The organism is Erwinia sp. TECH1 (assembly GCF_054057575.1).
In genome coordinates this window covers 1,210,288-1,236,426 of the sequence record NZ_JBSRZK010000001.1, presented here as the reverse complement: position 1 = coordinate 1,236,426, position 26,139 = coordinate 1,210,288, and the positions used below count along the sequence as shown (strand labels likewise).

Annotated in this window: 22 protein-coding genes, 1 tRNA gene and 1 pseudogene; 12 read left to right on the top strand and 12 right to left on the bottom strand. The window is 51.4% G+C overall.

The genetic code is table 11. From position 1 onward, the window contains the following. Positions 1–30: 30 nt before the first annotated feature. The 7 genes and pseudogenes from ACVWZ0_RS05650 to ACVWZ0_RS05620 all read left to right on the top strand — a co-directional run bounded on the left by ACVWZ0_RS05650 (position 31) and on the right by ACVWZ0_RS05620 (position 7,218). A pseudogene (locus ACVWZ0_RS05650) lies at positions 31–306 on the top strand (integrase core domain-containing protein). Continuing rightward, the gene (locus tag ACVWZ0_RS05645) at positions 307–939 is read left to right on the top strand and encodes a type I restriction-modification enzyme R subunit C-terminal domain-containing protein (protein WP_253455150.1); all 633 of its coding nucleotides are present in this window, start codon (positions 307–309) and stop codon (positions 937–939) included. It begins immediately after the preceding pseudogene. Further along, positions 936–2,666 carry a restriction endonuclease subunit S gene (locus tag ACVWZ0_RS05640; protein WP_253455151.1) on the top strand — a complete coding sequence of 577 codons (1,731 nt, stop codon included), beginning with the start codon at positions 936–938 and terminating at the stop codon, positions 2,664–2,666. The genes ACVWZ0_RS05645 and ACVWZ0_RS05640 overlap by 4 nt, the downstream gene beginning before the upstream one ends. 2 nt (positions 2,667–2,668) lie before the next feature. Then, complete coding sequence (locus ACVWZ0_RS05635) at positions 2,669–4,390, top strand: AAA family ATPase (RefSeq protein WP_253455152.1); 1,722 nt, start codon at positions 2,669–2,671, stop codon at positions 4,388–4,390. Then, positions 4,387–5,196, top strand: a complete 810-nt coding sequence (locus ACVWZ0_RS05630) for a hypothetical protein (RefSeq protein WP_253455153.1) — start codon at positions 4,387–4,389, stop codon at positions 5,194–5,196. The genes ACVWZ0_RS05635 and ACVWZ0_RS05630 overlap by 4 nt, the downstream gene beginning before the upstream one ends. Before the next feature lie 9 nt (positions 5,197–5,205). Next, on the top strand, positions 5,206–6,759 hold the full coding sequence (locus ACVWZ0_RS05625) for a class I SAM-dependent DNA methyltransferase (protein ID WP_253455154.1): 1,554 nt from the start codon (positions 5,206–5,208) through the stop codon (positions 6,757–6,759). Between the two features lie 213 nt (positions 6,760–6,972). Beyond that, a complete protein-coding gene (locus ACVWZ0_RS05620) occupies positions 6,973–7,218 on the top strand; it encodes a DUF2326 domain-containing protein (RefSeq protein ID WP_456784726.1) in 246 nt (81 codons plus the stop codon). Positions 7,219–7,293: 75 nt separating this feature from the next. On the opposite strand, the gene ACVWZ0_RS05615 is transcribed toward ACVWZ0_RS05620, so the two are convergent. The 6 genes from ACVWZ0_RS05615 to proB form a co-directional block, all read right to left on the bottom strand. Beyond that, positions 7,294–8,229, bottom strand: a complete 936-nt coding sequence (locus ACVWZ0_RS05615) for a hypothetical protein (protein ID WP_064375273.1) — start codon at positions 8,227–8,229, stop codon at positions 7,294–7,296. A gap of 226 nt (positions 8,230–8,455) precedes the next feature. Next, complete coding sequence (locus ACVWZ0_RS05610) at positions 8,456–9,661, bottom strand: tyrosine-type recombinase/integrase (RefSeq protein ID WP_253455155.1); 1,206 nt, start codon at positions 9,659–9,661, stop codon at positions 8,456–8,458. 163 nt (positions 9,662–9,824) lie between these two features. Then, positions 9,825–9,900: transfer RNA gene (locus tag ACVWZ0_RS05605), tRNA-Thr, on the bottom strand. Positions 9,901–10,079: 179 nt separating this feature from the next. Next, entirely contained in the window at positions 10,080–10,709 is a 630-nt protein-coding gene (locus ACVWZ0_RS05600) for a LysE family translocator (protein WP_253455156.1), read from the bottom strand. Between the two features lie 72 nt (positions 10,710–10,781). Then, positions 10,782–12,035: a glutamate-5-semialdehyde dehydrogenase gene (gene proA, locus ACVWZ0_RS05595; protein WP_253455157.1), complete on the bottom strand. Its 1,254-nt coding sequence runs from the start codon at positions 12,033–12,035 to the stop codon at positions 10,782–10,784. Positions 12,036–12,045: 10 nt separating this feature from the next. Next, complete coding sequence (proB, locus tag ACVWZ0_RS05590; RefSeq protein ID WP_253455158.1) at positions 12,046–13,149, bottom strand: glutamate 5-kinase; 1,104 nt, start codon at positions 13,147–13,149, stop codon at positions 12,046–12,048. Positions 13,150–13,392: 243 nt separating this feature from the next. Here proB and ACVWZ0_RS05585 point away from each other — a divergent pair, with 243 nt between their 5' ends. Beyond that, a complete protein-coding gene (locus ACVWZ0_RS05585) occupies positions 13,393–14,493 on the top strand; it encodes a porin (RefSeq protein WP_253455160.1) in 1,101 nt (366 codons plus the stop codon). A gap of 138 nt (positions 14,494–14,631) precedes the next feature. Here the strand turns inward: ACVWZ0_RS05585 and crl are convergent, their stop codons facing one another. From crl to gpt, 3 genes are all read right to left on the bottom strand, one after another. Next, complete coding sequence (crl, locus tag ACVWZ0_RS05580) at positions 14,632–15,033, bottom strand: sigma factor-binding protein Crl (RefSeq protein ID WP_125289119.1); 402 nt, start codon at positions 15,031–15,033, stop codon at positions 14,632–14,634. Positions 15,034–15,090: 57 nt separating this feature from the next. Continuing rightward, positions 15,091–16,341 carry an esterase FrsA gene (gene frsA, locus ACVWZ0_RS05575; protein ID WP_253455162.1) on the bottom strand — a complete coding sequence of 417 codons (1,251 nt, stop codon included), beginning with the start codon at positions 16,339–16,341 and terminating at the stop codon, positions 15,091–15,093. A gap of 113 nt (positions 16,342–16,454) precedes the next feature. Further along, positions 16,455–16,913, bottom strand: a complete 459-nt coding sequence (gpt, locus tag ACVWZ0_RS05570; RefSeq protein ID WP_125289117.1) for a xanthine phosphoribosyltransferase — start codon at positions 16,911–16,913, stop codon at positions 16,455–16,457. A 250-nt stretch (positions 16,914–17,163) separates the two neighbouring features. On the opposite strand from gpt, the gene pepD reads away from it, so the two are divergent. After that, a complete protein-coding gene (gene pepD, locus ACVWZ0_RS05565) occupies positions 17,164–18,621 on the top strand; it encodes a beta-Ala-His dipeptidase (RefSeq protein ID WP_253455163.1) in 1,458 nt (485 codons plus the stop codon). Between the two features lie 77 nt (positions 18,622–18,698). Here the strand turns inward: pepD and dinB are convergent, their stop codons facing one another. Continuing rightward, positions 18,699–19,754 carry a DNA polymerase IV gene (gene dinB, locus ACVWZ0_RS05560; protein WP_253455165.1) on the bottom strand — a complete coding sequence of 352 codons (1,056 nt, stop codon included), beginning with the start codon at positions 19,752–19,754 and terminating at the stop codon, positions 18,699–18,701. 239 nt (positions 19,755–19,993) lie between these two features. Here dinB and dpaA point away from each other — a divergent pair, with 239 nt between their 5' ends. Further along, positions 19,994–20,728, top strand: a complete 735-nt coding sequence (dpaA, locus tag ACVWZ0_RS05555) for a peptidoglycan meso-diaminopimelic acid protein amidase (protein WP_253455166.1) — start codon at positions 19,994–19,996, stop codon at positions 20,726–20,728. Here dpaA and ACVWZ0_RS05550 read toward each other — a convergent pair. Both ACVWZ0_RS05550 and lpcA read right to left on the bottom strand, forming a co-directional pair. Continuing rightward, positions 20,699–21,466 carry a class II glutamine amidotransferase gene (locus ACVWZ0_RS05550; RefSeq protein WP_253455167.1) on the bottom strand — a complete coding sequence of 256 codons (768 nt, stop codon included), beginning with the start codon at positions 21,464–21,466 and terminating at the stop codon, positions 20,699–20,701. The genes dpaA and ACVWZ0_RS05550 overlap by 30 nt on opposite strands. A gap of 18 nt (positions 21,467–21,484) precedes the next feature. Beyond that, the gene (lpcA, locus tag ACVWZ0_RS05545) at positions 21,485–22,063 is read right to left on the bottom strand and encodes a D-sedoheptulose 7-phosphate isomerase (protein WP_253455168.1); all 579 of its coding nucleotides are present in this window, start codon (positions 22,061–22,063) and stop codon (positions 21,485–21,487) included. Positions 22,064–22,277: 214 nt separating this feature from the next. Between lpcA and fadE the strand changes: the two genes are divergently transcribed. Further along, positions 22,278–24,770: an acyl-CoA dehydrogenase FadE gene (fadE, locus tag ACVWZ0_RS05540; RefSeq protein ID WP_253455170.1), complete on the top strand. Its 2,493-nt coding sequence runs from the start codon at positions 22,278–22,280 to the stop codon at positions 24,768–24,770. Between the two features lie 191 nt (positions 24,771–24,961). Further along, positions 24,962–26,083, top strand: coding sequence for a serine hydrolase domain-containing protein (locus ACVWZ0_RS05535; RefSeq protein WP_253455172.1), 1,122 nt, complete (start codon positions 24,962–24,964; stop codon positions 26,081–26,083). Positions 26,084–26,139: the final 56 nt, after the last annotated feature.

Below are 26,139 nucleotides of genomic sequence, written 5' to 3'. Positions count from 1 at the left end.
TAACCACGCCATCCTTGTTACGCAGCGACAATGGCTTGGTGTTTACCAGACGCAACTACAACCGCGCTGGTCAAAAGCTATGGGTTACAACAGGAGTTCATCACACCATATACGCCAAAGCAAAACGGCATGGTTGAGCGAGTGATCCGAACCCTGAAAGAGCAATGCGTACACCGGTAACGGTTCGAGACGTTACAACATGCCAGCCGAGTGATTGGCGACTGGCTCCAGTTTTACAACCAGAAGCATCCGCATCAGACGCTAAAGATGAAAACCCCGGCGCATGCCTATGCTCAAGCCGCTTAGTTGTGCAGGAACTGCTGGGTCATTACAAGTACCGATGAGTGGCTTGATGCTGGATTTGATGCTGGATTTGATGTTGAAAAAGCGAACCACATCATCAAGAGCTTCAGACAATTTATGGAAGAAAACAAAGATGAGCCCACAGCTATCGAACTCATTTACAGAAAACAGTATCATCAACGCCATCTAAGTTATGAGCAAATCGAGGAATTTGCTGAAAGCATCAAAGCGCCGCCGTATAATCCCGCCCCTACACAAGTATGGAAAGCCTATGAGCAGCTTGAAGCCGCAAAGGTAAAAAGTGTTCCTCCCGCTGCTTTACTGACAAATATCGTTAGTTTGGTGAGCTACGCAACAGGGATAAAGGATATACTTGACCCCTTCCCTAAAGTCGTTGAGCTGCGTTTCAGTGCTTGGTTAGTTCAGCAACGACAAGCGGGTGTTGAGTTTGATGAAAGTCAGCTTGAGTGGCTGAAAATGATTAAAAAGCAAATTGCTGAAAATGCAGAAATGATGATTGAAGACTTTGAATATGCGCCTTTTAATCAACAAGGTGGTGTTTTTAGAGCCAAGCAATTATTTGGTGATAGGCTAGATAATATTGTAAATGAATTGAATGGCTACCTAATCGCATGACAAGTAAAAATGGTAAACAAGAAGGCTGGATTGAAGTTCTTTTGGAAGACTGTGTCGCAATTTTGGACTCCAAGAGAATACCTGTTAATGCAGGAGAGAGAGCTAAAAGAATTAAAGGTAAAAGTAGAGGCGAGCTCTATCCTTATTATGGAGCAACTGGAGAAGTAGGGCTTATTGATGACTTCATTTTTGAAGGTGAACACCTTTTAATTGGAGAGGATGGAGCCCCATTTTTTGATAAAACTAAAAATGTGGCATTTGTTGTTAAAGAAAAATTTTGGGTTAATAATCATGCCCATATTTTAAAGGCATTTGATTCTGTTACATCCAATAGATATTTAAGTCATTACTTGAATCAATTTGATTATAAAGGGTTTGTTGGTGGCTCTACTCGCTTGAAGCTTAATCAAGCGAGTATGAAGAAAATCCCTGTATCTTTACCGTCGTTAAGCACTCAGCACGCAATAGTCGATAAAATAGAAGAACTTTATTCCCATATTGATGCTGGTGTTGAAGGGTTAAAGCAAGCAAAGGCTAAGCTTCAACAATATCGTCAGTCAGTACTTAAAGATGCCGTCACTGGTAGGCTAACAGAGCAATGGCGTGAGCAAAATGTAGACAAGTTAGAGCCAGCGAGTTCGTTGCTAAATCGTGTTCTCGATGAGCGCCGAGCTAACTGGGAAGCTGAGCAGCTAAAGTCCTTTGAAGAGAAAGGGAATACGCCGAAGAACGATAAATGGAAGGAGAATTATAAAGAGCCCCCTCAGGCTGATGTGTCTTCCTTACCTGAAATACCCGATAGTTGGACTTGGGCTACTATAACTCAGCTTGGTGAGTTAAATAGAGGAAAATCAAAGCATAGACCACGTAATGACCCGAGTTTATATGGTGGAGATTATCCGTTTGTTCAAACTGGTGACGTACGAGCAGCTGATGGCCTTTTAACAAATTATAAGCAGACATATTCAAAAAAAGGGCTTGCTCAAAGTCGTTTATGGCCAAAAGGTACATTGTGTATCACTATTGCCGCAAATATTGCTGAAACAGCAATACTTGGTATTGATGCATGTTTCCCTGACAGTGTAGTAGGTTTTATCCCTCAAAATGAAAATATTTCAGTTGAATATATAGAGTTCTTCTTTAGGACAGTCAGAGAAGACCTTGATCGCTATGCTCCAGCCACAGCCCAAAAAAATATCAACTTAGCAATATTAGAAACAGTTTCTGTTCCATTGATGTCAGTTGAAGAACAACGAGAGTTAGTGCTACAAGTGACCGAAAAGTTGGCAAGCGCAAGTAGAGCAGAAACCACTATAGATGGAAAGATAAAACATTCAGTTTCCCTAAAGTCTTCAATATTAGCGAAGGCATTTTCTGGTGAGTTGGTACAACATAACAGCAAAGAAAATACCAAAGATCTTCTAGATCAAATTAAGACAGAAAAAGAAGCTTTAGCAGAAACAAAGCCAAAACGTTCAATCAAGAGGGGGGAAAAAGTGACTTCAGGGCGTAAACCATTACTGACAGTGTTGAATGAACAAAGCGAACCTATAAAACCTGATGAGCTGATGCAGTTAGCTGGTTTTTCATCTAATGAAGTTGAAGAATTTTATATTGAGCTGGCCGAAATCTCAGAGAAAGTAGCACAGCTCTCACCTGACGAAAAACTGATTAAAAACTGGCCTTATGAAAAAGAGTCAGAGATTAAATTGAAGCTAAAGGATTAGTTGTGAAAATTGATTGGTTACGATTAGAAAACTTCAAAAATCTCACAAGTTTTGAGGTGGATTTTTCCTTAAAGTCTGAACGCCAAGTTATTATTGGTCGCAATGGTGTCGGCAAATCCAATATATTGGAGTCCATCGCATGGATTTTCAGAGACTTAGATCTTTGTGAAGAATCTGACTTTGAGTATGCGATTAAATATCGATGCCGTGATCACTATGTAAAAGTAATATCTAAAGGTAAATCGAGTAAAAAGCCTAGGCGCAAAGGTACTCGGCGAGAAAATATTCAGCGCTTCAAACGCTCTTATTGGGTAATTGAAAACGCTGCAGATATTGAAGATAAAAGTATCGAAGAAATTGAAAAATTATTTGTAGAGTTAAAAGAGACTGAATTTAACCGCCGCAACCAAGCTATTAAAAACGAAAGCGGCGTTTATCAATTTAGAGATGAAAGACTGCTTCCTGATTATGTTTTTGGTTACTACTCAGGAATATCGGCACGCTTTAATGAAGCGTTCGAAACTCACGAGCGCGATTACTATTCTGACCAGAAGGATGGGGAGGAAATGTCGCTTAGAACTATGTTTTTAGCTAAGCCTCACCATAGTCAGTTTTCATTATTATCTTTTTTTGCTAAGCAGGATGAGGCTACTGCAAAGTTTTTGTTGGATGAGTTCGACATAGAAAGCTTGTCTTCAGTCTTGTTTACACTTCAAGAACCCTATTGGAGTAGTTCGACTAAAAAGAGCGAACTAGAAAAGCAGAACAAAGATAGGCGTTTTTGGGGGGCTGGCGGAAATGTTGAGCCATTCTTAAATAAATTATTTAGTCTTGCCTATGCACCAATGGCTGGGACCGAAAGAAAAGAAATATCAATAAATCGAACGACTAACTTAGAAACAAGATATTGTTTTTTAAACTCTCAGGACTCTATTAATAAATTAGCTGACGGGTTAGAGCCAAAAGAATTTTTCACTCGTTTAGAAAGTTCTATTTTCAGTGATATTTTGAGCCTAGACGGCAGCGGATTAAAGATCCGTGTGAGGCTTAAAGGTGTTAAGGATGCGATTACTTTCAAGGAAATGAGTGAAGGTGAGCAACAGCTGCTCACTATTATTGGGCTTATGCGTTTCACTCAGCGAGATGAAAGTCTCTTTTTGTTAGATGAGCCGGACACACACCTTAATCCAGCGTGGTGCTTGGATTTGTTAAAAAACCTCAGAACATATGGTGTCGACCCTAAAAACAGCCAAATTTTAATTACCACACACAGCCCACTTACTTTTGCAGGTTTAGACAAGCACGAAGTTGTGATTGTGGACAAAAACTCGGATGGTCAGATTTATAGCTATCACCCTACCACCGCTCCAAAAGGGATGGGTTTCCAGGCTATTCTAACCAGTGATTTCTTTAAGTTACGCTCGACCCTGGATAGGGATACTCTGAATTTGCTTGATGAAAAACGTGAGCTGGGTTTAAAAGAAGAAAAAACCGATGAAGACAGACAGCGACTTGATGAGCTCAACACAATTCTTGGAAAATTAGATTTTTCACATGCAGCACGTGATCCTCTATATCTAGAATATATCCGCGCAATTACCGAAGCACAAAAAGAGTTTCCAGAAATTGCAAACGCAACTCCTGATCATGTTTCTTGGCAGGTTAGGAAACGGATTTCTCTTGATATTGCTAAACGGTTATCGAGAAAAAAGGAGGACGTTTGAGATACATAGATAAACGCCATCTGCGTAGATTGGTCGATTTAACAGACATCGATTTGGCAAAAGCACAAATTGCTGCGTTACCAGCAGATCAACGTAGTGCTTTTATTGATGCCAACGGTGATCGTTGGTCAAAGTTAAAGCCAGCTCTGTGGCAGTTGGGCAACTTAAAATGTTGGTATTCTGAGTCGGAACTACAAGTTCAACAAGGGCACGTTGAACACTTCAGACCAAAGAAGAAGCCTCACGGTCTTAATGGAGTTGCACACTCTGGTTACTGGTGGCGAGCTTTTGATTGGACTAATTTCCGACTATCACACCCTACATGTAACGTTCGAATTACTGATTATCTGACAGGTCAAATTGTTGGAAAAGGCGCGTATTTTCCTCTTAAAGATGGTGATGCTAGAGCTATCGACGAAGCAGGTGAGCGGAATGAGAATCCTGTTCTTCTCGATCCAACAGTGATTGGTGATTGTAAATTAATTTGTTTCGATACTAATGATGGTAGGCCACTTGCTACTTTTTCTGTACAGCAAGATCCGTGGAAGAACAAAAGAGCTATTCAATCAATAGCGTTTTATCATCTGGATGAAGGAACATGGAATTATCAACGGAAAGATTTGATGGATGAGGTTGGTATTCTTTGTGACAGGTTAATTGAAGCCGAAAGCTCACCCAATAGAGATCAAGCACAATGTGATCAGTTAGCTGATGAATTGGTTGGTTATATTAATGGGCATCAACCGTTCACCTCAGCATGTACTCAAGTAATTAAAGAAAAAGGGTTGCTTGAGGCAGTAAATTAGAGTTCTAAAATGAATAATATTAGTGCAGAAGAAATTTTAAACCGTGTTTGGAACTATGCCCATGTATTACGTGATGAAGGCGTTGGCTACGGTGATTATGTTGAGCAGCTAACCTATCTGATTTTTCTGAAAATGTCATCTGAGCGCGCTGAAAGTGGACAGGGCGGAGAAAGTCTTGCGGCGGATCGTTGGGCCAAGCTGATAGAGTTAGATGGTTCAGATTTGGAGGTGGAATATCGCCATACATTGGAGAGTCTGGGTAGCCAAAAAGGCACTCTGGGTATGATTTTCCGTAAGGCGCAGAACAAAATTCAAGATCCAGAAAAGCTTGAGCGCCTGATATCCATGATTAATAAAGAATCATGGTCATCATTGAGTATTGATGTCAAAGGCGAGATTTACGAAGGCCTACTCCAAAAAGGGGCTGAAAGTGAGAAGAAGGGTGCGGGCCAGTACTTTACGCCAAGACCAATCATTGAGGCTATTGTAGATGTAATGCAGCCTCAACCAATGCAGACAATTGCTGATCCTGCTTGCGGTACTGGAGGCTTTTTGACGGCAGCGCACGACTATGTGCTTTTCGACATAGATCGAGTGACCGGAAAAAGAATGCCTAAGTCGTTGTCGAAAAAAGAAAACCGTTTCTTAAAAAATGAAGCAATAAGTGGGAACGATATATCAGACTCAGTCGCACGTCTATGTGCTATGAACCTTTACCTTCATGGTATTGGAACTGAAGAGTGTCCGATATCTACATCTGATGCGCTCGCAAAAGAGGTCGGTTTAAACAAAGTAGATATGGTTCTCGCGAATCCCCCTTTTGGTAAAAAAAGCTCAATCACTATCATTAACGACTCTACCGGAAAATTAGAGAAAGAAAAGCTGACCTACACCCGTGCGGACTTTTGGGCAGAAACTTCGAATAAACAGCTTAACTTCGTTCAGCATATCGGTAACATGCTGAAAGTTGATGGTAGGAACTCAGGCAAAGCTGCGGTTGTTTTACCTGATAACGTGTTGTTTGAGGGGGGGGCCGGTGAAACAATTCGCAAAGCACTGCTGGCTCGCTTTAAACTGCACACTATCTTGCGCCTACCGACGGGCATTTTTTACGCACAAGGAGTTAAAGCAAACGTGATATTTTTTGATGCGAAACCTGCCGCCAAAAAACCTTGGACTGAAAGCGTATGGGTTTATGACTATCGAACTAATGTACACAAAACGTTAAGGACGAATAAACTTGTTCGTAGTGACTTTGACGAATTTGTTGAGCTCTATAAACCTGGTAACCTCAAAGCGCGTGTCGCGACATGGGCTGAAGTACAAAACGAAGAGACTGGAGCGGGACCAAATGGTCGTTGGCGTGAGTACCGCTATGACGAGATCATCGCAAGAGATAAGACAAATCTCGATATCACCTGGTTGAAAGACCAATCATTGGAAGATATAGAAAATCTTCAGCCACCAGCAGTCATCGCAAGTGAGATTGTTGAATTGCTCACAGCAGCACTAGAAGAGTTCAAAAGCGTAGAAGAAGCACTTGTAGAAGAAGATGAAGATTAATTACAAAAGGGGTCTAGGCTGTATTCTTAAAGTGATGAAGATATAATATCACATCTTCTCAGCAGCTTAAAATCTATGTAGCGGCGTTTTTCAAGATAGTTGTTACGTAAACCTGTTTTAAGCTGCCCGTTTGTACAGTTCTAGTAATCACCTGACATCGGCCTAGTTGATCCATTCAATCCGATTTATGCCCAGGGGTCACACTGACCGGCAATCGGTCGTCTAAATCGACTCTGGTGCGCTTACATTCGCGTAAAGTGGTTCTCTTTTGTCAAGCAATCATTAAAACGAAGCGGAAAGCAATATATAGCATCTTTAAACACTGAAAACTTTAATGCTATGGAAACAACTTTATCTGAAATCGAAATGTTAGAGCTGAAATCAAAAATAGTTCTTACTCTTCGTGGTGATAAAGCAGAGAATAAATTTCTCAGTATTCAGTTTGGAAGTAAAAAGTAATCCTCCGGCAGGCACTGCCTGCCGCGTATCAGTTTCTTGCTCTTTATCGGTAGCACTACCAACCAAACCCGAGACTCAAAATTCGCTCTCATCTTTTTTCTGTAATGCTACCCCAAGACTATCAAATAATTTTTCTCCAAGCGATTGAGCGTGATCCAGCAACATATCTAAATCTTGTTCAGTAATCACTACCGAATTGCCTTCTTTATCTTTCCCGCCACGATGAACTAAATGATTACGCTTTTGTGTTGCTATTTCGATCTCGTCTATTGGCCACTCTTTTTGTACATTAATGTCAAATGTAGCTTTATAACGCCCTACAACTTTGTTTGTACTATGCCAACTTGCACTAATCAAATATTCTTTGATTGCTTTAATCAATTCCGCCCTCATGTTTTCAATAGTTTCTCCTTTGAATGGCAAAGCCAAAATTTCTTTATTTACCTTAAATTCCGTCTTACCTTTTTCTATGAAATCTGTAAGGTATGAGTCATTTTTATCTATAGAGTTAATAAATAACTCAACATAAAGCGTTTCCAAGGCTGTAATGACGTTAATATATAAGATGCTAAGCAGATGTTCTTTTTGCTTATCTTTAAAATCACCTTTAGCCAGCGATTTTATTCCATCAATGCTTTCAACGAACTTAGAAAAAGGCTGTTCGGAAGATGTAACAGCATCGTACAAGTCTTCGTCGTACCAATCATTAATATTATTTGAATTGCCAGACCACTCGTAGCACTGTTCTTGTAAATCACTAACTAATTCTTGGATATAATCAAATTTCACGTACCCTTCAAACATCGCTTGTAACTCTTCACTTGCTTCATATGGGCCACCATAAATGTAAGCATATCCGCCTTCACGGGATTCATACGGGCAAGAGTTTGCGGGATCTTCGAAATTTTCAAAAAACCAATTCCTCATTACTTCAAGTTGATTTGCTTTACTTATATATTGCAGAGATTTGAGCGGAACTTTTTTACCATTAACATTAAAGACAACTTTCACGATATAACGCCTCTTTGAAAAAGTTATAGCATTTTGACCCACTCTTCAGAGACAAACATAGCATGATTTTCATCTCTAACCTCCGTAGATCTTCACATCCTGCGGTACAGAAAAAAATCTGAGTAAAGCGCTAACTCCGAAGGCAAAAAATAAGCTCACGTTGGTCCAGCCTCTTCGGAGAGAAGAGGCTCTACTTGCCCCTTATCACTCTATCCAAGCAATTAAGCTAATAGCTGCATAAACTAGAGGTGAGCTGGAATTTACCTACTTGACCGATGAAATCTGCATACCACTGCATCATCTCCCTCCGCCCTTCCAGATACAACGCATGGTTGTACGTCCCACGAATCGCATTCTTATCGACATGCGCAAGCTGGGTTTCAATCCATGCCGTATTGAACCCTTCCTCGTGCAAAATCGTACTCATCGTGTGACGGAAACCATGACCCGTTACCTTCCCCGTATACCCAATCCGTTTGAATAACTGATTAATACTCGCTTCACTCATCGTCTTGCGGGGATCATTACGTCCCGGGAACACCAGTGGATATTGCCCTGACATCACTTTGAGTTGCTGTACGATTTCCAGCGCTTGGGTAGAGAGGGGGACAAGGTGAGGCCGTTTCATCTTCATACGCTCTGCAGGGATTTCCCACACCGCTTTCTCAAGATCAAATTCACTCCAGAAAGCACCTCGTAGCTCGCCAGTACGAACTCCTGTAAGGATCAGCAGACGAGCGGCAAGAACAACTAACGGGCTTCCTGCGTAGCCTGCGAGAGCTTTAAAGAAGTCTGGTAACTCCTCAACAGTAAGGAAGGGATAATGCTTCGATTCATGCCCTGACATTGCGCTGGTTAGATCCGCTGCAGGATTGTATTCCGCACGACCGGTAACGATGGCGTAACGAAAGACTTCACTGCAACGCTGGCGAACCTTCTTGGCCTTCTCTGTCGCGCCACGGCTTTCCATTCGACGTAGCACATTCAGCAGAACCAAAGGCTTGATGTCATTCACCGGCAGTTGGCCAATATAAGGGAAAATATCTTTATTGAAGGCTTCGATAATGTCGGAGGCATAACCTTCTGACCACCGGCTCACCTTCGTTCCGTGCCATTCAAGTGCCACAGCCTGAAACGTATTATTGAGCTGCACATCGCGAACCAACTTTTCTTCTTTCTTGGCAAACGATGGGTCGATACCTTCGGCCAGCTTTTTCTTGGCTTCATCACGCAGTGCCCTCGCTTGTGCAAGGGACACTGCCGGATAGACACCAAAAGCCATACGTTTCTCTTTTCCATTGAAGCGATATTTCATCCGCCAGTATCGAGAACCAGAAGGAACAACTTCAAGATACAAGCCTGCACCATCTGCTAGCTTGTAGGCTTTCTCTCTGGGTTTAGCAGCATCTACCTGTCGAGCATTAAGCTTCATTGGGGGCATCTCCCTGGACCGAACACAGAATGCCCCCACTTATGCCCCCAACTGCGACTTGATTTCGGTTGAGTCCAGTTGATAACAGGAGATAAGATACGGGCCGGAAACCGCAGTATACGGGCTTTTAGTTGATTTCGGTAGACTTGGGAAGAGTTTGAAATGGTGCCGATAATAGGAGTCGAACCTACGACCTTCGCATTACGAATGCGCTGCTCTACCAACTGAGCTATATCGGCTTTCAGGAGGGATACTGCGGTCACTACGTTAAAAAAAACCTGACGCGGAGTCAAGCGCCTGCGGACTAAATGATGACTTTATAATCAACAGGTAACGCTCGCCCCGTTTTTTGCCTGCTCTGCTTTTCTTACTCTCTTCTGGCCTGTCTGGCGGTTCGCGGTCTGCTCGTCCTTCCGCGTTACTTCCGCCCTTCCAACAGCATGCGCATCGCCAGGCCGGTTAACACCGTGCCCATCAGCCAGCGCTGAAGCTTTTGCCACGTTGGGCGCCGTGCCAGAAAGCCAGCAATACTGCCAGCGGCAAAGATAAGTGAGCCATTAACCAGCATACTGATTGCGATTTGGGTAAAGCCAAGCTGCAAAGACTGGGACAATACGTCGCCCTGCTCCGGCCGGATAAACTGCGGCAACAGCGTGAGGTAAATAACTGCCGCTTTAGGATTTAACAGGTTGGTCAGCAAGCCCATAGTAAACAGCTTACGGGTGCTGTCGGGCGGCAGGTCGCGCAGCGCAAAAGGTGATTTACCGCCAAAAACAGCCTGCCAGGCCATATAGAGCAGATAGCAGGCCCCCGCAATGCGCAGCGCCTCATAAGCCAGCGGCACCGCCATAACCAGCGCGGTGATCCCCAGCGCGGCGCAAACCATATAGAAAATAAAACCGAGCGCCACGCCGCTCAGCGAGACAAAGCCCGCGCGGCGGCCCTGGCACAGGGAACGGGAAAGCAGATAGATCATATTCGGGCCTGGCGTCAGCACCAGCCCAAAAGCGATAGCCGCGAAGGGAAGCAGTTGGGAAAACGTAATCATCAGAACCTTCCTTTTTAGTTCAATTACTTATCTCCCTGTGGAATGTAAGCCACTTCCCTGTGGCCCACGCGATTAGCCGCGCACGGTATCATTGCCGAAAACCACCCATTTGTAGGTGGTCAGCGCCTCCAGCCCCATCGGGCCACGCGCGTGCAGCTTCTGGGTGCTGACCGCCACTTCCGCGCCCAGGCCAAATTGCCCGCCGTCGGTAAAGCGCGTGCTGGCGTTAACGTATACCGCTGAAGAATCAACCTCGTTAACAAAACGCTCTGCGTTCACAATGCTGCGCGTGAGGATCGCGTCGGAGTGCTGCGTGCCATATTCACGAATATGCGCGACAGCCTCGTCCAGTCCGTCCACCAGCTTCACGTTGAGATCCAATGCCAGCCATTCATCGCGATACTGTTCTTCCGTCACCGCGCTGACCACCGCCGGGCCTTGTTGCAGCAGCGGCAGCGAGCGCGGATCGGCGTGCAGATTAATACCTTCATCCTGCATACGCGCGCTTAGCGCAGGCAGGAACGCCTCGGCTATCGCCGTATGCACCAGCAGCGTCTCTACGGAATTACAGGCGCTGGGACGCTGTTTTTTGGCGTTAACGATCACGTTTAACGCCGCCGCAGCGTCCGCGTTACTATCGACAAAAATATGGCAAACGCCGATCCCGCCGGTGATCACCGGAATGGTCGACTGCTCGCGGCACAGCTTGTGCAGGCCAGCGCCGCCGCGCGGGATCAGCATATCGACATAGCGATCCAGCTTCAGCAGCTGGTTGACCAGCTCGCGATCCGGGCTTTCAATCGCCTGTACCGCGCCCGCCGGTAAGCCGTGCTCCTTCAGCGCGTCCTGGATCACGCGCACGGTCGCGCCATTGGTGCGATAAGTCTCTTTACCGCCGCGCAGGATCGCCGCATTGCCCGTTTTCAGGCACAGCGAGGCGACATCCACCGTCACGTTCGGACGCGCTTCATAAATCACGCCCACCACGCCCAGCGGCACGCGCCGACGTTCAATACGCAGCCCGCTGTCCAGCACGCCGCCGTCCATCACTACGCCGACCGGATCGGCCAGATGGCACACCTGACGCACGTCGTTCGCAATGCCTTGCAGCCTGGCAGGATTAAGCATCAGGCGATCCAACAGCGCCTCGCTCAGGCCGTTTTTGCGGGCGTCCGCCAGGTCAAGTTCGTTAGCGGCCAGGATATCCGCGCTCTGCGCTTCCAGACGATCCGCAATGGTCATCAGGACCTGGTTTTTTTGTGCGGTAGAGAGCACCGCCAGCTGGTAAGAAGCGGCTTTCGCGGCTTTACCCATTTCTTCAAGCATCTGCTGCTCCTTAACTGACGATCATATCGTCACGGTGAACCGCGACCGGGCCATATTCGTAGCCTAAAATTTCGCTGATTTGCTGGGAATGGTGCCCGGCTATCATCCGCATCGCATCGCTGTTATAGCGGCAGACGCCGTGCGCCACGTCGCGCCCTTGCAGGCTGCGAATGCGGATCACCTCGCCGCGCGAGAAGTTGCCGCTGATCTCCCGAATACCTTTTGGCAGCAGCGAGCTGCCGCGTTCCAGCATGGCGGCCAGCGCGCCGTCGTCGATGGTGATCTCGCCCGCCGGCGGCGCGCCGAAGATCCAGCGCTTGCGGTTCTCCAGCGGCGTTTGCAGCGCGTGGAAGCGGGTGCCGACCGGCTTGCCGTCGATCGTATCGCCAATCACGCCCGCGCGGCTGCCGGCGGCGATAATGGTATCGATACCGGCGCGGCAGGCCACGTCGGCAGCCTGAAGCTTGGTCGCCATACCGCCGGTTCCCAGGCCGGAGACGCTGCCGCCCGCCAGCTCGCGCAGCGCATCGTCAATACCGTGCACGTCGCGGATCAGCTCCGCCTGCGGATTATTGCGCGGATCGGCGGTAAACAGGCCGGCCTGATCGGTCAGCAGCAGCAGCTTGTCGGCCCCGGCCAGCATCGCAGCAAGCGCGGACAGGTTATCGTTGTCGCCGACTTTAATTTCTGCCGTCGCCACCGCGTCGTTTTCATTGATAACCGGCACGATATGGTTATCCAGCAAGGCCCGCAGCGTATCGCGCGCGTTCAGAAAGCGCTCGCGATCTTCCAGGTCGGCACGCGTCAGCAGCATCTGGCCGATATGAATGCCGTAGATGGAAAAGAGCTGCTCCCACAGCTGGATCAACCGGCTCTGCCCCACCGCAGCCAGCAGCTGCTTTGAGGCGATGGTCGGCGGCAGTTCCGGGTAGCCCAGGTGCTCACGTCCGGCGGCCATTGCGCCTGAGGTAACGATCACAATCCGGTGGCCTGCCGCGTGCTGCTGCGCGCACTGACGCACCAGTTCGACAATATGTGCCCGGTTCAGCCGACGCGATCCGCCGGTTAATACGCTGGTCCCCAGTTTAACGACCAGGGTCTGGCTGCTGCTCATTGTTTCCTGCCATAGCTTTAAAAAGGTGAAGAAGACGTTTTATCAGGTGTGGTGCCGGAAGCCAACAGCCGCCGCCCGAAAAGGCGTAAAAACACGGTGCAAGCCGCTAGTCCAGAAACGGGGAATTAACAAGAAGTGAGAATAAATGTAATAAAAGTTTCATCTCCTCAGGGTAAAACGTTCGTGCCCCGAACAACGTCATCGGGCCATTTAAAATTTTACTCATTTGGGAATAACAACAAAATGAAGAAAAGCGCACTGGCAATCCTGACCGCCGCTCTGGCTATGACCACGGCAGCCCAGGCCGCAGAAATTTATAATAAAGACGGTAATAAACTCGATTTCTACGGCAAGCTGAAAGCCATGCATTATTTAAGCGACGCGGACAGCAATGACGGCGACAAATCTTACGTACGTATTGGGTTTAAAGGCCAGACGCAGATTAACGACCTGATGTCAGGCTACGGCCAGTGGGAATATCACGTGCCGTTGAACAACGCGGAAAGCGACGGCACCACCGGCACCAAAACGCGTTTAGGCTTCGCCGGTCTGAAATTCGGCGACTACGGATCCATCGACTATGGCCGTAACTACGGCCTGATTTACGACGTGGAAGCCTATACCGATATGATGCCGGAATTTGGCGCCACCGCGTATACCAAAGCTGATAACTATATGCTGACCCGTACCAACGGCGTGGCGACTTACCGCAACACCAACTTTTTTGGTCTGGTCGACGGCCTGAAGTTCGCCTTGCAGTATCAGGGCAAAAATGAGAGCAGCAGCCGCTCTAACGCCACGTCCAACGGCGACGGCATGGCGGCGTCGGTAGCCTATACGCTGATGCAGGGCCTGACGATTAATGGCGCTATCTCTTCTTCCGACCGCACCAACGGTCAGCAGGCCAGCGTTTACGGTCGCGGCGACAAGGCGGATGCCTGGGCGACCGGCCTGAAGTATGACAACAACAGCGTTTACCTGGCCGCCACCTACGCCGAAACGCGCAATATGTCGCCCATCAGCGGCACGGCACGCATTAATGACGCCAACGTTGCCGTTAACGGTTACGCTAACTATCTGCAAAATATCGAGCTGGTGGCGCAGTATCAGTTTGATAACGGCTTCCGCCCTTCTCTGGCCTATGTGCAAACCAAAGCGAAAGATATTGAGAACGGCGTGGGCGATGCGGATATTTATAAATTTGCGGACGTGGGCGCGACTTACTACTTCAATAAAAATATGTCCGCGTTTGTGGATTACAAAATCAACCTGCTGGATGACGATAATAAGCTGGCGCAGAATACCGACGATATCGTTGCGGTAGGCGTAACTTACCAGTTCTGATTTAAATGTGAGCCGCACGGATGCGGTTGTTGTGCCCCTCGTTATGTGTCTGTAAGCAAAGGCTGGCAATCGCCAGCCTTTTTTTATGGGTGCGCAGACAAAAGCGCAGGGAACAATTAAGCGCCGCCCTGCGTTTTTTTATGCGGTCAGCTTTACCGGCTCGTCAGCGAAATCCGCAGCGGGTTTCAGACCCAGCTCCAGCTCTTCCAGCAGCGCTTTCAGGCGCACGTGGAAATTACGCAGCGTCTCTTCCAGGCGTTCGTTGTTTTCCTTTCCTTTAATTGCCGAAGGCTTCCAGTTGCCCTCTTTATCGAACAGGCCGAAGTGATACTCATAGGTGAAGTGATCTTCCTGTGCTTCCAGCTCCATCCACCAGCCCCAGAACTCACGCAGTTCCGGCGCAGGTTTCACATTGACGCAAACGGCCAGACAGTCGAAGAAGAAGCGCTCATCCACACATTTGGCCTCGCGGATATAAGGTCCTAATGTGCCGAAACGCTTCATTAAGCGGCTTTTGGGATGCCCACTCGGTAACGCCATTGTTAAAACTCCTTTGTTGAGCCCGTTAGTTTTCGCTAAGCGTTAATATTTAGCCACTCAGCGTGTTAATCGTTTAGCTAACCAGTCAACAATATCACGTAATGCTTTATCAAAGTTGCTCAATACAGGCGAAAGTGCGATTGGCATCAGCTTACCGTCGAGCGAGGAATTCACGATCAGCTTTGATTCCTCCGCCGGGCTGAAAGGATCGTTCGGCCAGTAAGCGGACAGCATCGGCGTTGGGCAGCGGCGGCCCAGCAGCCCCTGGGTTTTCAGCGAGTAGCGGCTCAGCTCGACCCGCAGCGCGGAATCGGCGGCCGATGCCATGCCCAGCCGGCTGGCCAACACGTCCATATACATTTCGGGAATGCTGTCCTGCAACGCGCTATCGCACAGCAGGCTGTGTACCACCGGCCCCAGACAGGCCACGGCGCGCAGTCGAGGCGCTTCCAGCCAGGCCAGCCGCACGGCAATGTTGCCGCCAAAGCGATAGCCGAAAGCGGCCACGCGGGTATGATCGACCCAGGCAACGTTTTCCAGCTGTTTTAACACCTGCTGGTGCAGAAAACTGGAATCCTGCGTCAGCTTCCATTTTGCAGAGAAGCCGACCGAAGGCATGTCGATGGTCAGCATTGCGATGCCACGCGGCGCAAGGTAGTCGTGGAAAAGGCGATAGTGATCGGTTTGCAGTGAATCCAGGCTGCTGCACAGCAGCACCGTAGGATAAGGCGCGCGGGCTTTTTCCGGCATATGCAAAAAGCCAAAAATGGAACTGCCGCCGGGAATGGTGAACTCCAGCTCTTTCAGCTCGCCCGGCAGTCTTGAGGTGGCCTCTTCATAGGCACGATTCGCCAGCTGCTGCGCCTGATCGGCCAGCTCATCGCCTTTCAGATGCGGATAGCCCGCTACGCCGTACAGGTTAGCAGCGTGCAGCCAGCACTGGCCCGCTTCGGCATCGGTAGCCGCCGAGGCGGCTTTATCCTGCCAGCGCGCGGCCTGCTGCGACCATTCGTAGATCCAGTTGCCGCCGCGATAGCCAATCACCGTATCCAGCAGCTGTTCATCAGTGTGGTCGGCGCGGCTGCTGGCTATCCTGGCCAGCACTTCGCCAATCTCCAGCGGCGACAGTCCCCGCCACGTCCAGAGCAGACGATTAACCATCCGATACCAGCCTGCATGGCTGTCGCCTTCCAGCGCGGAATGCAGCGGCAGCGGCTTGTGATGATGCAGGCGCCGGATCAGGGAGGAGGTTTCAGGATGCTTAAAGCGGGGTTTAAAGAGTTCTTCGCTGAGATTTTTAGGCGACATAGTACGATCCTTCGACATACGGAGAATCGTCTTAGTCTATAGCAGCCTGGCGGCTGACGCGAACCGTAAAACGCGCAACGCCCGGCGGAACCGGGCGTTTTGATTGAGCTAAATCAACCTTTTACGATTGGCGGGATATACACCACGCCCATATCCCACGGCTGTTCAATCCAGGTATTCTGTGGAATATCCACGACATAGTCGTCCACCAGCGGACGACCGGCCGGTTTGGCGAAAATAGTCACGAAACGCGCTTTTGGATACATATCGCGGATCGCCTGAGCGGTGCCGCCGGTATCGACCAGATCGTCAATTACGATAAAGCCTTCGCCGTCGCCTTCCGCGCGCTTCAGCACGTGCATTTCACGCTGGTTGTCGTGATCGTAGCTGGAGATGCACACGGTATCGACATAGCGGATGCAGAGTTCGCGAGCCAGCAGCGAAGCGGGCACCAGGCCACCGCGGCTGACTGCAATAATGCCTTTCCACTGTTCGACAGGAAGCAGGCGCTGGGCCAGTTTACGGGCATGGATTTGCAGCATGTCCCAGGTGACGACGTATTTTTCACTCATAAAAGGAGTCCCGGCCGATAATAACGGCTTAAAAATGTACAATGGGATGGGTTGCGCGGAATTATAGAGATCTGAGCCGCTAAAAACCAGCACAGGATAGCCCGGAAGGTGCTTTTTTGCCGAAGCGAACTAAGCATGCCTCTGGAAACAATGATATTCTTTGGGTTTGCTGCGTCAGATACTGACCAACCCTATCACAAATGCTCACTCCCGCGCCGCTGGCCGGGGATGTCGACACAGGAGATTTAACGTGTCCGAACTTTCTCAACTGTCACCACAGCCGCTGTGGGATATCTTCGCCAAAATCTGTTCAATCCCGCATCCTTCTTATCATGAGGAAGAGTTGGCTAACTATGTGCTGAGCTGGGCTGGCGAGCAGGGTTTTGTCACCTTTCGCGACGAAGTGGGCAATATTCTGATCCGCAAGCCGGCCACGAAAGGGCTGGAGCACCTCAAGCCGGTCGCGCTGCAGGCGCATCTGGATATGGTGCCGCAGAAAAACAACGACACCACCCACGATTTCACCAAAGATCCAATTCAGCCATGGGTTGATGGCGAATGGGTCAAGGCGCGCGGTACCACGCTGGGCGCCGATAACGGCATCGGCATGGCGTCCGCGCTGGCGGTGCTGGCGGATAAAACCGTCGAGCACGGCCCGCTGGAAGTGCTGCTGACCATGACCGAAGAGACCGGCATGGTCGGCGCTTTCGGTCTGCAACCGGGCTGGCTGCAGGCGGATATCCTGATCAATACCGACTCGGAAGAGGAAGGCGAGATCTATATGGGCTGCGCGGGCGGCATTGATTTTACCACCACGCTGCCGCTGAGCCGCGAAGCGGTGCCGGCCGGTTACGAGCATATCCAGCTGATCCTGAAAGGCCTGAAGGGCGGCCACTCCGGTGCGGATATTCATCTGGGCCTGGGCAACGCCAACAAACTGCTGGCCCGTTTCCTGTTCGCACACGCCAAAGCGCTGGATCTGCGCCTGGTGGATTTCACCGGCGGCACGCTGCGTAACGCTATCCCGCGTGAGGCGATGGCGACGCTGGCTGTTCCGGCCGACAAGCTCGACCAGCTAAAAGGCATGGCGCTGCACTATCTGGAAACCCTGCGCAACGAGCTGGGTCTGAAAGAGAAAAACATCAATATCGTGGTGGAAAATATCGCCGCTAACGACCAGGCGCTCTCCACCATCAGCCGCGACGCCTTTATTGCGCTGCTGAACAGCACGCCAAACGGCGTGATCCGCAACTCCGACGTGATGAAAGGCGTGGTGGAAACCTCGCTGAACGTTGGCGTGGTGTCGATTAAGGATGACGAAGCACGTATCAACTGCCTGGTGCGCTCGCTGATCGACAGCGGCAAAGATTACCTGGTGGAAACGCTGACGGCGCTGGGCGATCTGGCGGGTGCGAAAACCGTGGCGAAAGGCAGCTATCCAGGGTGGCAGCCCGATGCCTCTTCGCCGGTGATGGCGCTGGTGGAAGAAACCTACAAAAAGCTGTTTAACAAAGCGCCGAATATCCAGGTGATCCACGCGGGTCTGGAGTGCGGCCTGTTTAAAAAGCCGTACCCGGATATGGATATGGTTTCTATTGGCCCCACCATCACCGGCCCACACTCGCCGGATGAGCAGGTGCATATCGGCAGCGTCGGCCTTTACTGGCAGCTGCTGACCGCGCTGTTGAAGGCGATCCCGGCTAAATAAAACAGGACGGGCGAAGCACCACGCTTCGCCCGTTTTCTCTCCCGCTCGCAATCTCGCTCAGGGCAACGTACGCGGCATTAAATCCCCAGCAGTAATTGTCTTTCCAATTGCGGATTCAGCAAGGTTACGTGCAGCCCGACCAGACGCACGCCGCGCCCTGCCCGCCGCTCTTCCCAGGTTTTTTTCGCCACGTCGATCAGGTCTTCTTTATTCAGCACTGGCCAGACGTGCTCCTGAGTCGTCTGCTGGAAATCGTCAAACTTCAGCTTTACGCCCTGCCTGGCGATCAGCAGATCGGGCTTAATCACCTTTAGCCGCCGTTCCAGCTCCGCATAGAGAAAATCGATGATTTCCAGGCACGCTTCCCATTCATGAATATCCGCCGACAGCGTGCGCTCCACGCCCAGCGATTTACGCAGGCGATCCGTTACCACCTCGCGCTCGTCGATGCCGTTACAGCGCTCCCACAGCACGCGGCCAAACTTGCCGAAGCGCTTTAGTAGCGCGGCCAGATCCGTTTTCTGCACGTCGGCGCAGGTGTGCAGCCCCAGCTCCTCCAGCTTTTTCGCGGTGACCTTGCCGACGCCGGGTATTTTTGCCAGCGGCAGCGTCAGCAGAAACTGCGGGAGTTCCTGCGGCGTGATCACAAACTGGCCGTCCGGCTTATTCATATCCGAAGCGATTTTTGCGACGAATTTAATCGGCGCCACCCCGGCCGACGCGGTGAGATCCAGTTCGCGGGCGATGGTCTGCCGGATCTCCCGCGCCATCAGCGTGGCGGATCCGTGGCAGTGCGGGCTGTCGGTAACGTCCAGGTAGGCCTCGTCCAGCGACAGCGGTTCAATAAGCGAGGTATAGCGCGAGAAAATTTCCCGAATATGCGCGCTGGCTTCTTTATAAGCGTCAAAACGGCCGGGGATCACTTTCAGATGCGGGCAAAGCTTAAGGGCCGTCGCGGTCGCCATCGCGCTGTGCACGCCAAACTTCCTGGCGGGATAGTTAGCGGTGCTGATCACGCCGCGCTTGTGCTGGCTGCCGCCAATAGCGATAGGGATATTGCGCAGGCTGGGATCGTCGCGCATCTCCACCGCCGCATAAAAGCAGTCCATATCTACATGTATAATCTTGCGCATTCGCCCCTCCGCCAGCACTGGATAAGTATACAGGCAGCGAGCGCGTTTTCAACAGGTTAACGGGCGGCCGAAGCGCAGCGGCAGCGGCCTGGCGCAACTTTTCTCGGTTTTTTCTACGCGGCTCTCTTGATAAAAAAATAGACAATGCTAATGTGACGCAGCTTTTACGGATATTTCCGAAACTGCGAGTCAACCACGTCTTCGGACGGCGTATCAACCCTACTATCAAGGGAACCAGAATGGGCAAAATCGCACTGCTGTTTGCGATGTTTTTTCTGCCAGCCGTTGTTTTCGCCAGCGCGCCGGTCGCACCGATCGCTCCTCTGGCGCCGGTAAGCAAAGAGTTAAAGAAGCAGTTACTCGGCACACCTGTTTATATTCAGATCTTTAAAGAAGAACGCACGCTTGAGCTGTATGGCAAAATCGGCACCGAATATCGGCTGCTCGACAGCTACCGTATCTGTAATTTCTCCGGCGGGTTAGGCCCTAAACGTCGCCAGGGCGATTTTAAAAGTCCGGAAGGGTTTTATAGCGTGGGGCTTTCCCAGCTGAAGCCGGACAGCCGCTTTTATCGCGCTATTAATACGGGTTTTCCGAACGAATATGACCGCCAGCAGGGTTATGAAGGGAAATACCTGATGATCCACGGGAACTGCGTTTCCGTGGGCTGCTATGCCATGACGGATGCCAATATCGACGATATCTATCGCTATGTGGAAGCGGCGCTGCGCAACGGCCAGCCGCGCGTGGCCGTCAGCATTTATCCATTCCGCATGACCGACAGCAACCTGCAGCGCCATCGCTATTCGGTTTATTTCAGCTTCTGGCAGCAGCTCCAGCCCGGCTACGCCGAGTTTGTGAAAAACCGCCAGCCGCCGGCAATGGGCGTCAGCGGCGGCAAGTACGTGCTGAACAGCCCGTTGCTGAACGATGCCACCAGCCAGTCAGCGCTGGCGCTCTCCGAGGCAAAATAACGCCCAGTCGCCTGGCGCAATTTTGTGCCAGGTTTCGTTGCCCGTTAAGGGCTGAGTGGCGATCACCGTGACCACGTCATCCGGCGTGGTCTGCTTCTGAAAATCTATCTCCACGTCCTGATCCAGCAGCGTCGCTTTACCGAACGGCGCGCGACGCGTGATCCAGAACAGATTGGTCGAGCAGAACGCCATCAGATAGCGGCCATCCGACAGCAGCATATTAAATACGCCCTTTTCCCGCAGTTCCGTCGCCAGCTCCGCAATATAGCGAAACACCGCCGGCCAGTTGCCCGGCGTGCGCGGGTAGCGCGTGGTCAGCTTATGCAGCAGCCAGCAGAACGCCTGCTCGCTGTCCGTCTCGCCTATCGGGCGAAAAGGGCCGGTTTCCAGCCCGCGATAGCCTTTCAGCTGGCCGTTATGCGCGTAGGTCCAGTTGCGTCCCCACAGCTCGCGGGTAAAAGGATGGGTGTTTTCCAGCGACACCTCGCCACGGTTCGCCTGACGAATATGCGCCACCACCGAGCAGGATTTTATCGGATAATCCTGCACCAGGCGCGCTATCGGCGAATTAAAGCTGGGCTGCGGATCTTTAAACGTCCGGCAGCCTTTCCCTTCGTAAAAGGTGATGCCCCAACCATCCTTATGCGGGCCGGTTTTTCCGCCGCGCTGCACAAGCCCGGTAAAGCTGAAACAGATGTCCGTAGGGACATTCGCGCTCATCCCGAGCAGTTCGCACATAGCCGTTCCTCGCGTCAGTTACTTCGCCATCTCTTTTTCAATCAGCAGGATCAGGATATGAATAACTTTGATATGAATTTCCTGAATGCGATCGGCGTAGCCAAAGTGCGGCACGCGGATTTCCACATCGGCCGTTCCGGCCATTTTGCCGCCGTCCTTGCCGGTCAGGGTAATCACTTTCATTCCCTGCGCGCGCGCCGCCTCTACCGCTTTAATCACATTAGCAGAGTTGCCGGAAGTCGAAATGCCCAGCAGCACGTCGCCCGCGCGGCCCACGGCCTCAACATAGCGTGAGAAGATATGATCGTAACCAAAATCGTTGCCCACGCAGGAGATATGGCTGACGTCGGAGATAGCGATTGCCGGATAGCCGGGACGGTTGTCGCGATAGCGGCCGGTCAGCTCCTCGGCGAAGTGCATGGCGTCGCAGTGTGAACCGCCGTTGCCGCAGGAAAGCACCTTGCCGCCGGCTTTGAATGAATCCGCCAGCAGTACCGCAGCACGCTGAATAGCATGGATATTGGCGTCATCGCTGAGGAAATTATTGAGCGTGTCCTGTGCTTCACTCAGCTCGGCGCGAATGATGTCCTGATACATAGGGAGAGTCCTTTTAGGTGAGGTCTGCGGCAGTTTAGCAAGTTGCCACGCGGGCGAAAAGCGCCCTGCCCGTTCACGCGGCGCTTTGCCCTGTGCCGGTCGCGCTTTGTGAGCCAGGTTGTAATTATCATGTAAATAGATTGATAAAGAAAATCATCTCTATTACATCTGTAGCTAACAGGTCAGACCTCTTACAACTTACGGAGCGATGGTTATGATGGTTTTCAGTTGCGTGGCGACAATTTTGCTCATTGGCGCGCTGTTTTATCACCGTGTTAACCTGCGGCTGGCGAGCCTGCTCGTGCTGCTCTGGACGGCAGCCTGGGCGATGGCTGGCGTCTGGACGCCGTGGCTGCTGGTACCGTTAGCGATTATTCTGCTGCCCTTCAACGTGCTGCCGCTGCGGCAGGCGCTTTTTTCCAGACCGATGTTGAAGACCTTCCAGAAAGTGATGCCGCCGATGTCGCGCACGGAAAAAGAAGCGATCGACGCCGGCACTACCTGGTGGGAAGGCGATCTGTTTCGCGGACGGCCGGACTGGAACAAACTGCATGACTATCCGCAGCCAAGGCTGACGCCGGAAGAGCAGGCTTTTCTGGATGGCCCGGTAGAAGAAGCGTGCCGACTGGCTAATGATTTTCAGATAACCCATGAGATGGCCGACCTGCCGCCGGAGCTGTGGGCTTATCTGAAAGAGCAGCGTTTCTTCGCGATGATCATCAAAAAAGAGTACGGCGGCCTTGAGTTCTCCGCCTATGCCCAGGCGCGCGTGCTGCAAAAGCTGGCGGGCGTTTCCGGTATCCTGGCGATTACCGTTGGCGTGCCTAACTCGCTTGGCCCAGGCGAGCTGTTGCAGCATTACGGCACCGACGAGCAGAAAGATTACTATCTGCCCCGGCTGGCTAGCGGCCAGGAGATCCCTTGTTTTGCGCTGACCAGCCCGGAAGCGGGCTCCGACGCGGGCGCTATCCCGGACGTGGGCGTGGTGTGCCGGGGCGAGTGGCAGGGCCAGCAGGTGCTGGGTATGCGGCTGACCTGGAACAAGCGCTATATCACGCTGGCACCGGTCGCCACCGTGCTGGGCCTGGCGTTTAAGCTTTCCGATCCCGACCACCTGCTGGGCGAAAAAGAAGAACTGGGCATTACCTGCGCACTGATCCCAACCCAGACGCCGGGCGTGGAAATCGGCAAGCGCCACTTCCCGCTTAACGTACCTTTCCAGAACGGCCCGACGCGCGGCGACGCTATTTTTGTGCCGATTGACTATATTATCGGCGGCCCGGCGATGGCCGGTCAGGGCTGGCGGATGCTGGTGGAATGCCTCTCGGTCGGACGCGGCATCACGCTGCCGTCCAACTCCACCGGCAGCCTGAAAAGCATCGCGCTGGCTATTGGTGCCTATGCCCATATCCGTCGCCAGTTCCGTCTGCCTATCGGCAAGATGGAAGGGATCGAAGAGCCGCTGGCGCGCATCGCCGGAAACGCTTATGTGATGGACGCGGCCGCCTCGCTGATCACCAGCGGCATTATGCTGGGCGAGAAACCGGCGGTGCTCTCCGCTATCGTAAAATATCACTGCACCCATCGCGGCCAGCGCGCCATTATGGATGCGATGGATATCGCCGGCGGTAAAGGCATTATGCTGGGTAAAAGCAATTTCCTGGCCCGAGCCTATCAGGGCGCACCGATCGCCATTACCGTTGAGGGCGCGAACATTCTGACCCGCAGCATGATCATCTTCGGTCAGGGTGCTATTCGTTGTCATCCCTATATCCTTGCGGAAATGGCGGCGGCCCAGGATCATAATCTGCACGCGTTTGATAAAGCGTTGTTTCACCATGTCGGCCACGTCGCCAGCAATAATCTGCGTAGCCTGTGGCTGGGCCTGACCGCTGGCCGCACCAGTAAAACGCCGACCCGCGATGCAACCCGCCGTTACTATCAGCATCTGAACCGCTTAAGCGCCAACCTGGCCCTGCTTTCTGATATTTCGATGTCGGTACTGGGCGGCAGCCTGAAACGCCGCGAACGCATCTCTGCACGCCTCGGCGACGTGCTCAGCCAGCTTTATCTCGCCTCCGCCACGCTGAAGCGTTATGAAGACGAAGGCCGCAACGAGGCCGATCTGCCGCTGGTGCACTGGGGCGTGCAGGATGCGCTGAACCAGGCCGAAACCGCTATTGAGGATCTGCTGCGCAACTTCCCGAACCGGCTGGTCGCGGGTTTGTTGCAGGTTGTCGTCTTCCCGCTGGGCCGCCACTGCCGCGCGCCTTCCGACCGGCTTGACCATCAGCTGGCGCGTATTCTGCAAGTGCCTTCGGCCACACGCTCTCGCTTAGGGCGCGGCCAGTATCTGACGCCGGGCGAAAATAACCCGGCAGGCCAGCTTGAAGAAGCATTAACGGACGTCATAGCGGCGGAAGCTATCCATGACAGGCTGAATAAGAAAGCGCAAAAGCCGCTCTCCTTTACTCGTCTGGACAAGCTGGCGCAAAAAGGCCTGGTGGAAAAATGGCTGACGGAAGAAGAGGCCGCCGTACTGACGCGTGCCGAAGCCAGTCGCCTGCGCTCCATTAACGTGGACGAGTTTGAGGCGGATGCACTGGCAACGCAGCCGGTAAAGCAGCAGGATGATCCTCTGCATAAGGATCGGACGGAGAAAAGCCAGCCGCAGGCAGAAACCGAACGCAAAACGGAAGCCGCCTGAGTTGTCCGGCAGTCGTCGTGAAAGGTAGCGGCCTCGGCAATGGAATAAGGGAACCGGAAACGGTTCCCTTTTTGGCTTAACCGCCTCCGCTTTCTCAAGCAGGCCCTCTTTGTGCAGATCGGCTACACGCCTGCTTTCCTGAACCCGGTTTAAAATTAAGGCGAAACGAAGCAGATAAAGGGACAGAAAGCATGTATCCAGCCGAAGCGGCATTAAAGGCTTTGCTTGATCAAAGGGCAGAGAAGACCTTTCCCGCCCTTGCTATGGCTATTGGCAAAGGCGATAAACTAATATGGCAGGCGGCAGCGGGCTACGCTGATGCTAAAAACCACCTCAGGGCCACGCCGGAAACGCTGTTTGGCATTGGCAGCATCACCAAGGTTTTTGTAGCGGTCATCATCCTGCAGCTGGTTGAAGAAGGCTCCCTGACGCTTGACGCTTTCCTCGCAGACTGGCTGGCGGAAGAGAGCCTGGCAGGCGTCGCCAATGCAGAAACCGTTACCGTCAGGCAGCTGCTTGCACATTATTCCGGGATACCCAGCTGGGAAAACCAGCAGGCATGGATTTATGCAGCGCGCGGTCGGGAGGTCAAACCGGATAAGATATGGCTGCCGGAGGAAAACCTGGACTTTATCCGGGGGAAAAGCCCGCTCTGCCAGCCTGGAGAAGCCTTTCACTATTCCAACAGCAACTTTACGTTACTGGGTTTACTGATTGAAAAAGTCACCTCCCACGCGTTCGAAGAAGCCTTGCGCCAAAGAATCATCGGCCCGTTGCGGCTAAAAAATACCTTTCTTGAAACGTCGTTTTCTTCAGGCAGGAAAAACCTGGCGAAAAGATTTCACAGGCTGGATGCGCATTTTATTAAAAATGCCGGGATCTCAGCTTATTTCAAGGCAGAGCCTGGCGATCTTCTGGACGTTTCCGCCGTTAATCTGTCCGTTGAGTGGGCTGCCGGCGGCATCGTTTCTACCGCACAGGATGTGATGACTTTTATACTGGCGCTGAAAAATGGAAAATTGCTCAACCCTGAAAGCATGGCGGCAATGCAGCGCTGGCTGCCGGCCGATAGCGGAGAAATGGGGTTAAGCTTATTCAGAATAAATACCGATGGCGGGCCGGCTACAGGACATGGCGGCAACGTGCTCGGCGCCAGCGCCTGCGTATGGTGGTATGAAAAAGCCAACTGTGCGGTCGCCCTTCTCACCAATGTAGGTTCAATGCATGCGGCCCCTGAGGCTGACTGCGCAAGCGCACTTTTTAAAAACTCTGCGGCAGGTAGCCTGGCCCGACAAATCGCCGCGCATTATTAACCCCTTAAAGTCTGGCGCGGTGCGGCGTCCGGCCCGCCAGGCCGATGCCAGCGCCC

Coding starts and splice junctions, on each gene's coding strand:
- ACVWZ0_RS05610 (WP_253455155.1), bottom strand. CDS start 9,661: ATGAAGCTTAATGCTCGACAGGTAGATGCTGCTAAACCCAGAGAGAAA.
- proB (WP_253455158.1), bottom strand. CDS start 13,149: ATGAGCAGCAGCCAGACCCTGGTCGTTAAACTGGGGACCAGCGTATTA.
- ACVWZ0_RS05550 (WP_253455167.1), bottom strand. CDS start 21,466: ATGTGCGAACTGCTCGGGATGAGCGCGAATGTCCCTACGGACATCTGT.
- fadE (WP_253455170.1), top strand. CDS start 22,278: ATGATGGTTTTCAGTTGCGTGGCGACAATTTTGCTCATTGGCGCGCTG.
- ACVWZ0_RS05640 (WP_253455151.1), top strand. CDS start 936: ATGACAAGTAAAAATGGTAAACAAGAAGGCTGGATTGAAGTTCTTTTG.
- proA (WP_253455157.1), bottom strand. CDS start 12,035: ATGCTTGAAGAAATGGGTAAAGCCGCGAAAGCCGCTTCTTACCAGCTG.
- frsA (WP_253455162.1), bottom strand. CDS start 16,341: ATGTCGCCTAAAAATCTCAGCGAAGAACTCTTTAAACCCCGCTTTAAG.
- ACVWZ0_RS05535 (WP_253455172.1), top strand. CDS start 24,962: ATGTATCCAGCCGAAGCGGCATTAAAGGCTTTGCTTGATCAAAGGGCA.
- gpt (WP_125289117.1), bottom strand. CDS start 16,913: ATGAGTGAAAAATACGTCGTCACCTGGGACATGCTGCAAATCCATGCC.
- dinB (WP_253455165.1), bottom strand. CDS start 19,754: ATGCGCAAGATTATACATGTAGATATGGACTGCTTTTATGCGGCGGTG.
- lpcA (WP_253455168.1), bottom strand. CDS start 22,063: ATGTATCAGGACATCATTCGCGCCGAGCTGAGTGAAGCACAGGACACG.
- ACVWZ0_RS05585 (WP_253455160.1), top strand. CDS start 13,393: ATGAAGAAAAGCGCACTGGCAATCCTGACCGCCGCTCTGGCTATGACC.
- crl (WP_125289119.1), bottom strand. CDS start 15,033: ATGGCGTTACCGAGTGGGCATCCCAAAAGCCGCTTAATGAAGCGTTTC.
- dpaA (WP_253455166.1), top strand. CDS start 19,994: ATGGGCAAAATCGCACTGCTGTTTGCGATGTTTTTTCTGCCAGCCGTT.
- ACVWZ0_RS05625 (WP_253455154.1), top strand. CDS start 5,206: ATGAATAATATTAGTGCAGAAGAAATTTTAAACCGTGTTTGGAACTAT.
- ACVWZ0_RS05600 (WP_253455156.1), bottom strand. CDS start 10,709: ATGATTACGTTTTCCCAACTGCTTCCCTTCGCGGCTATCGCTTTTGGG.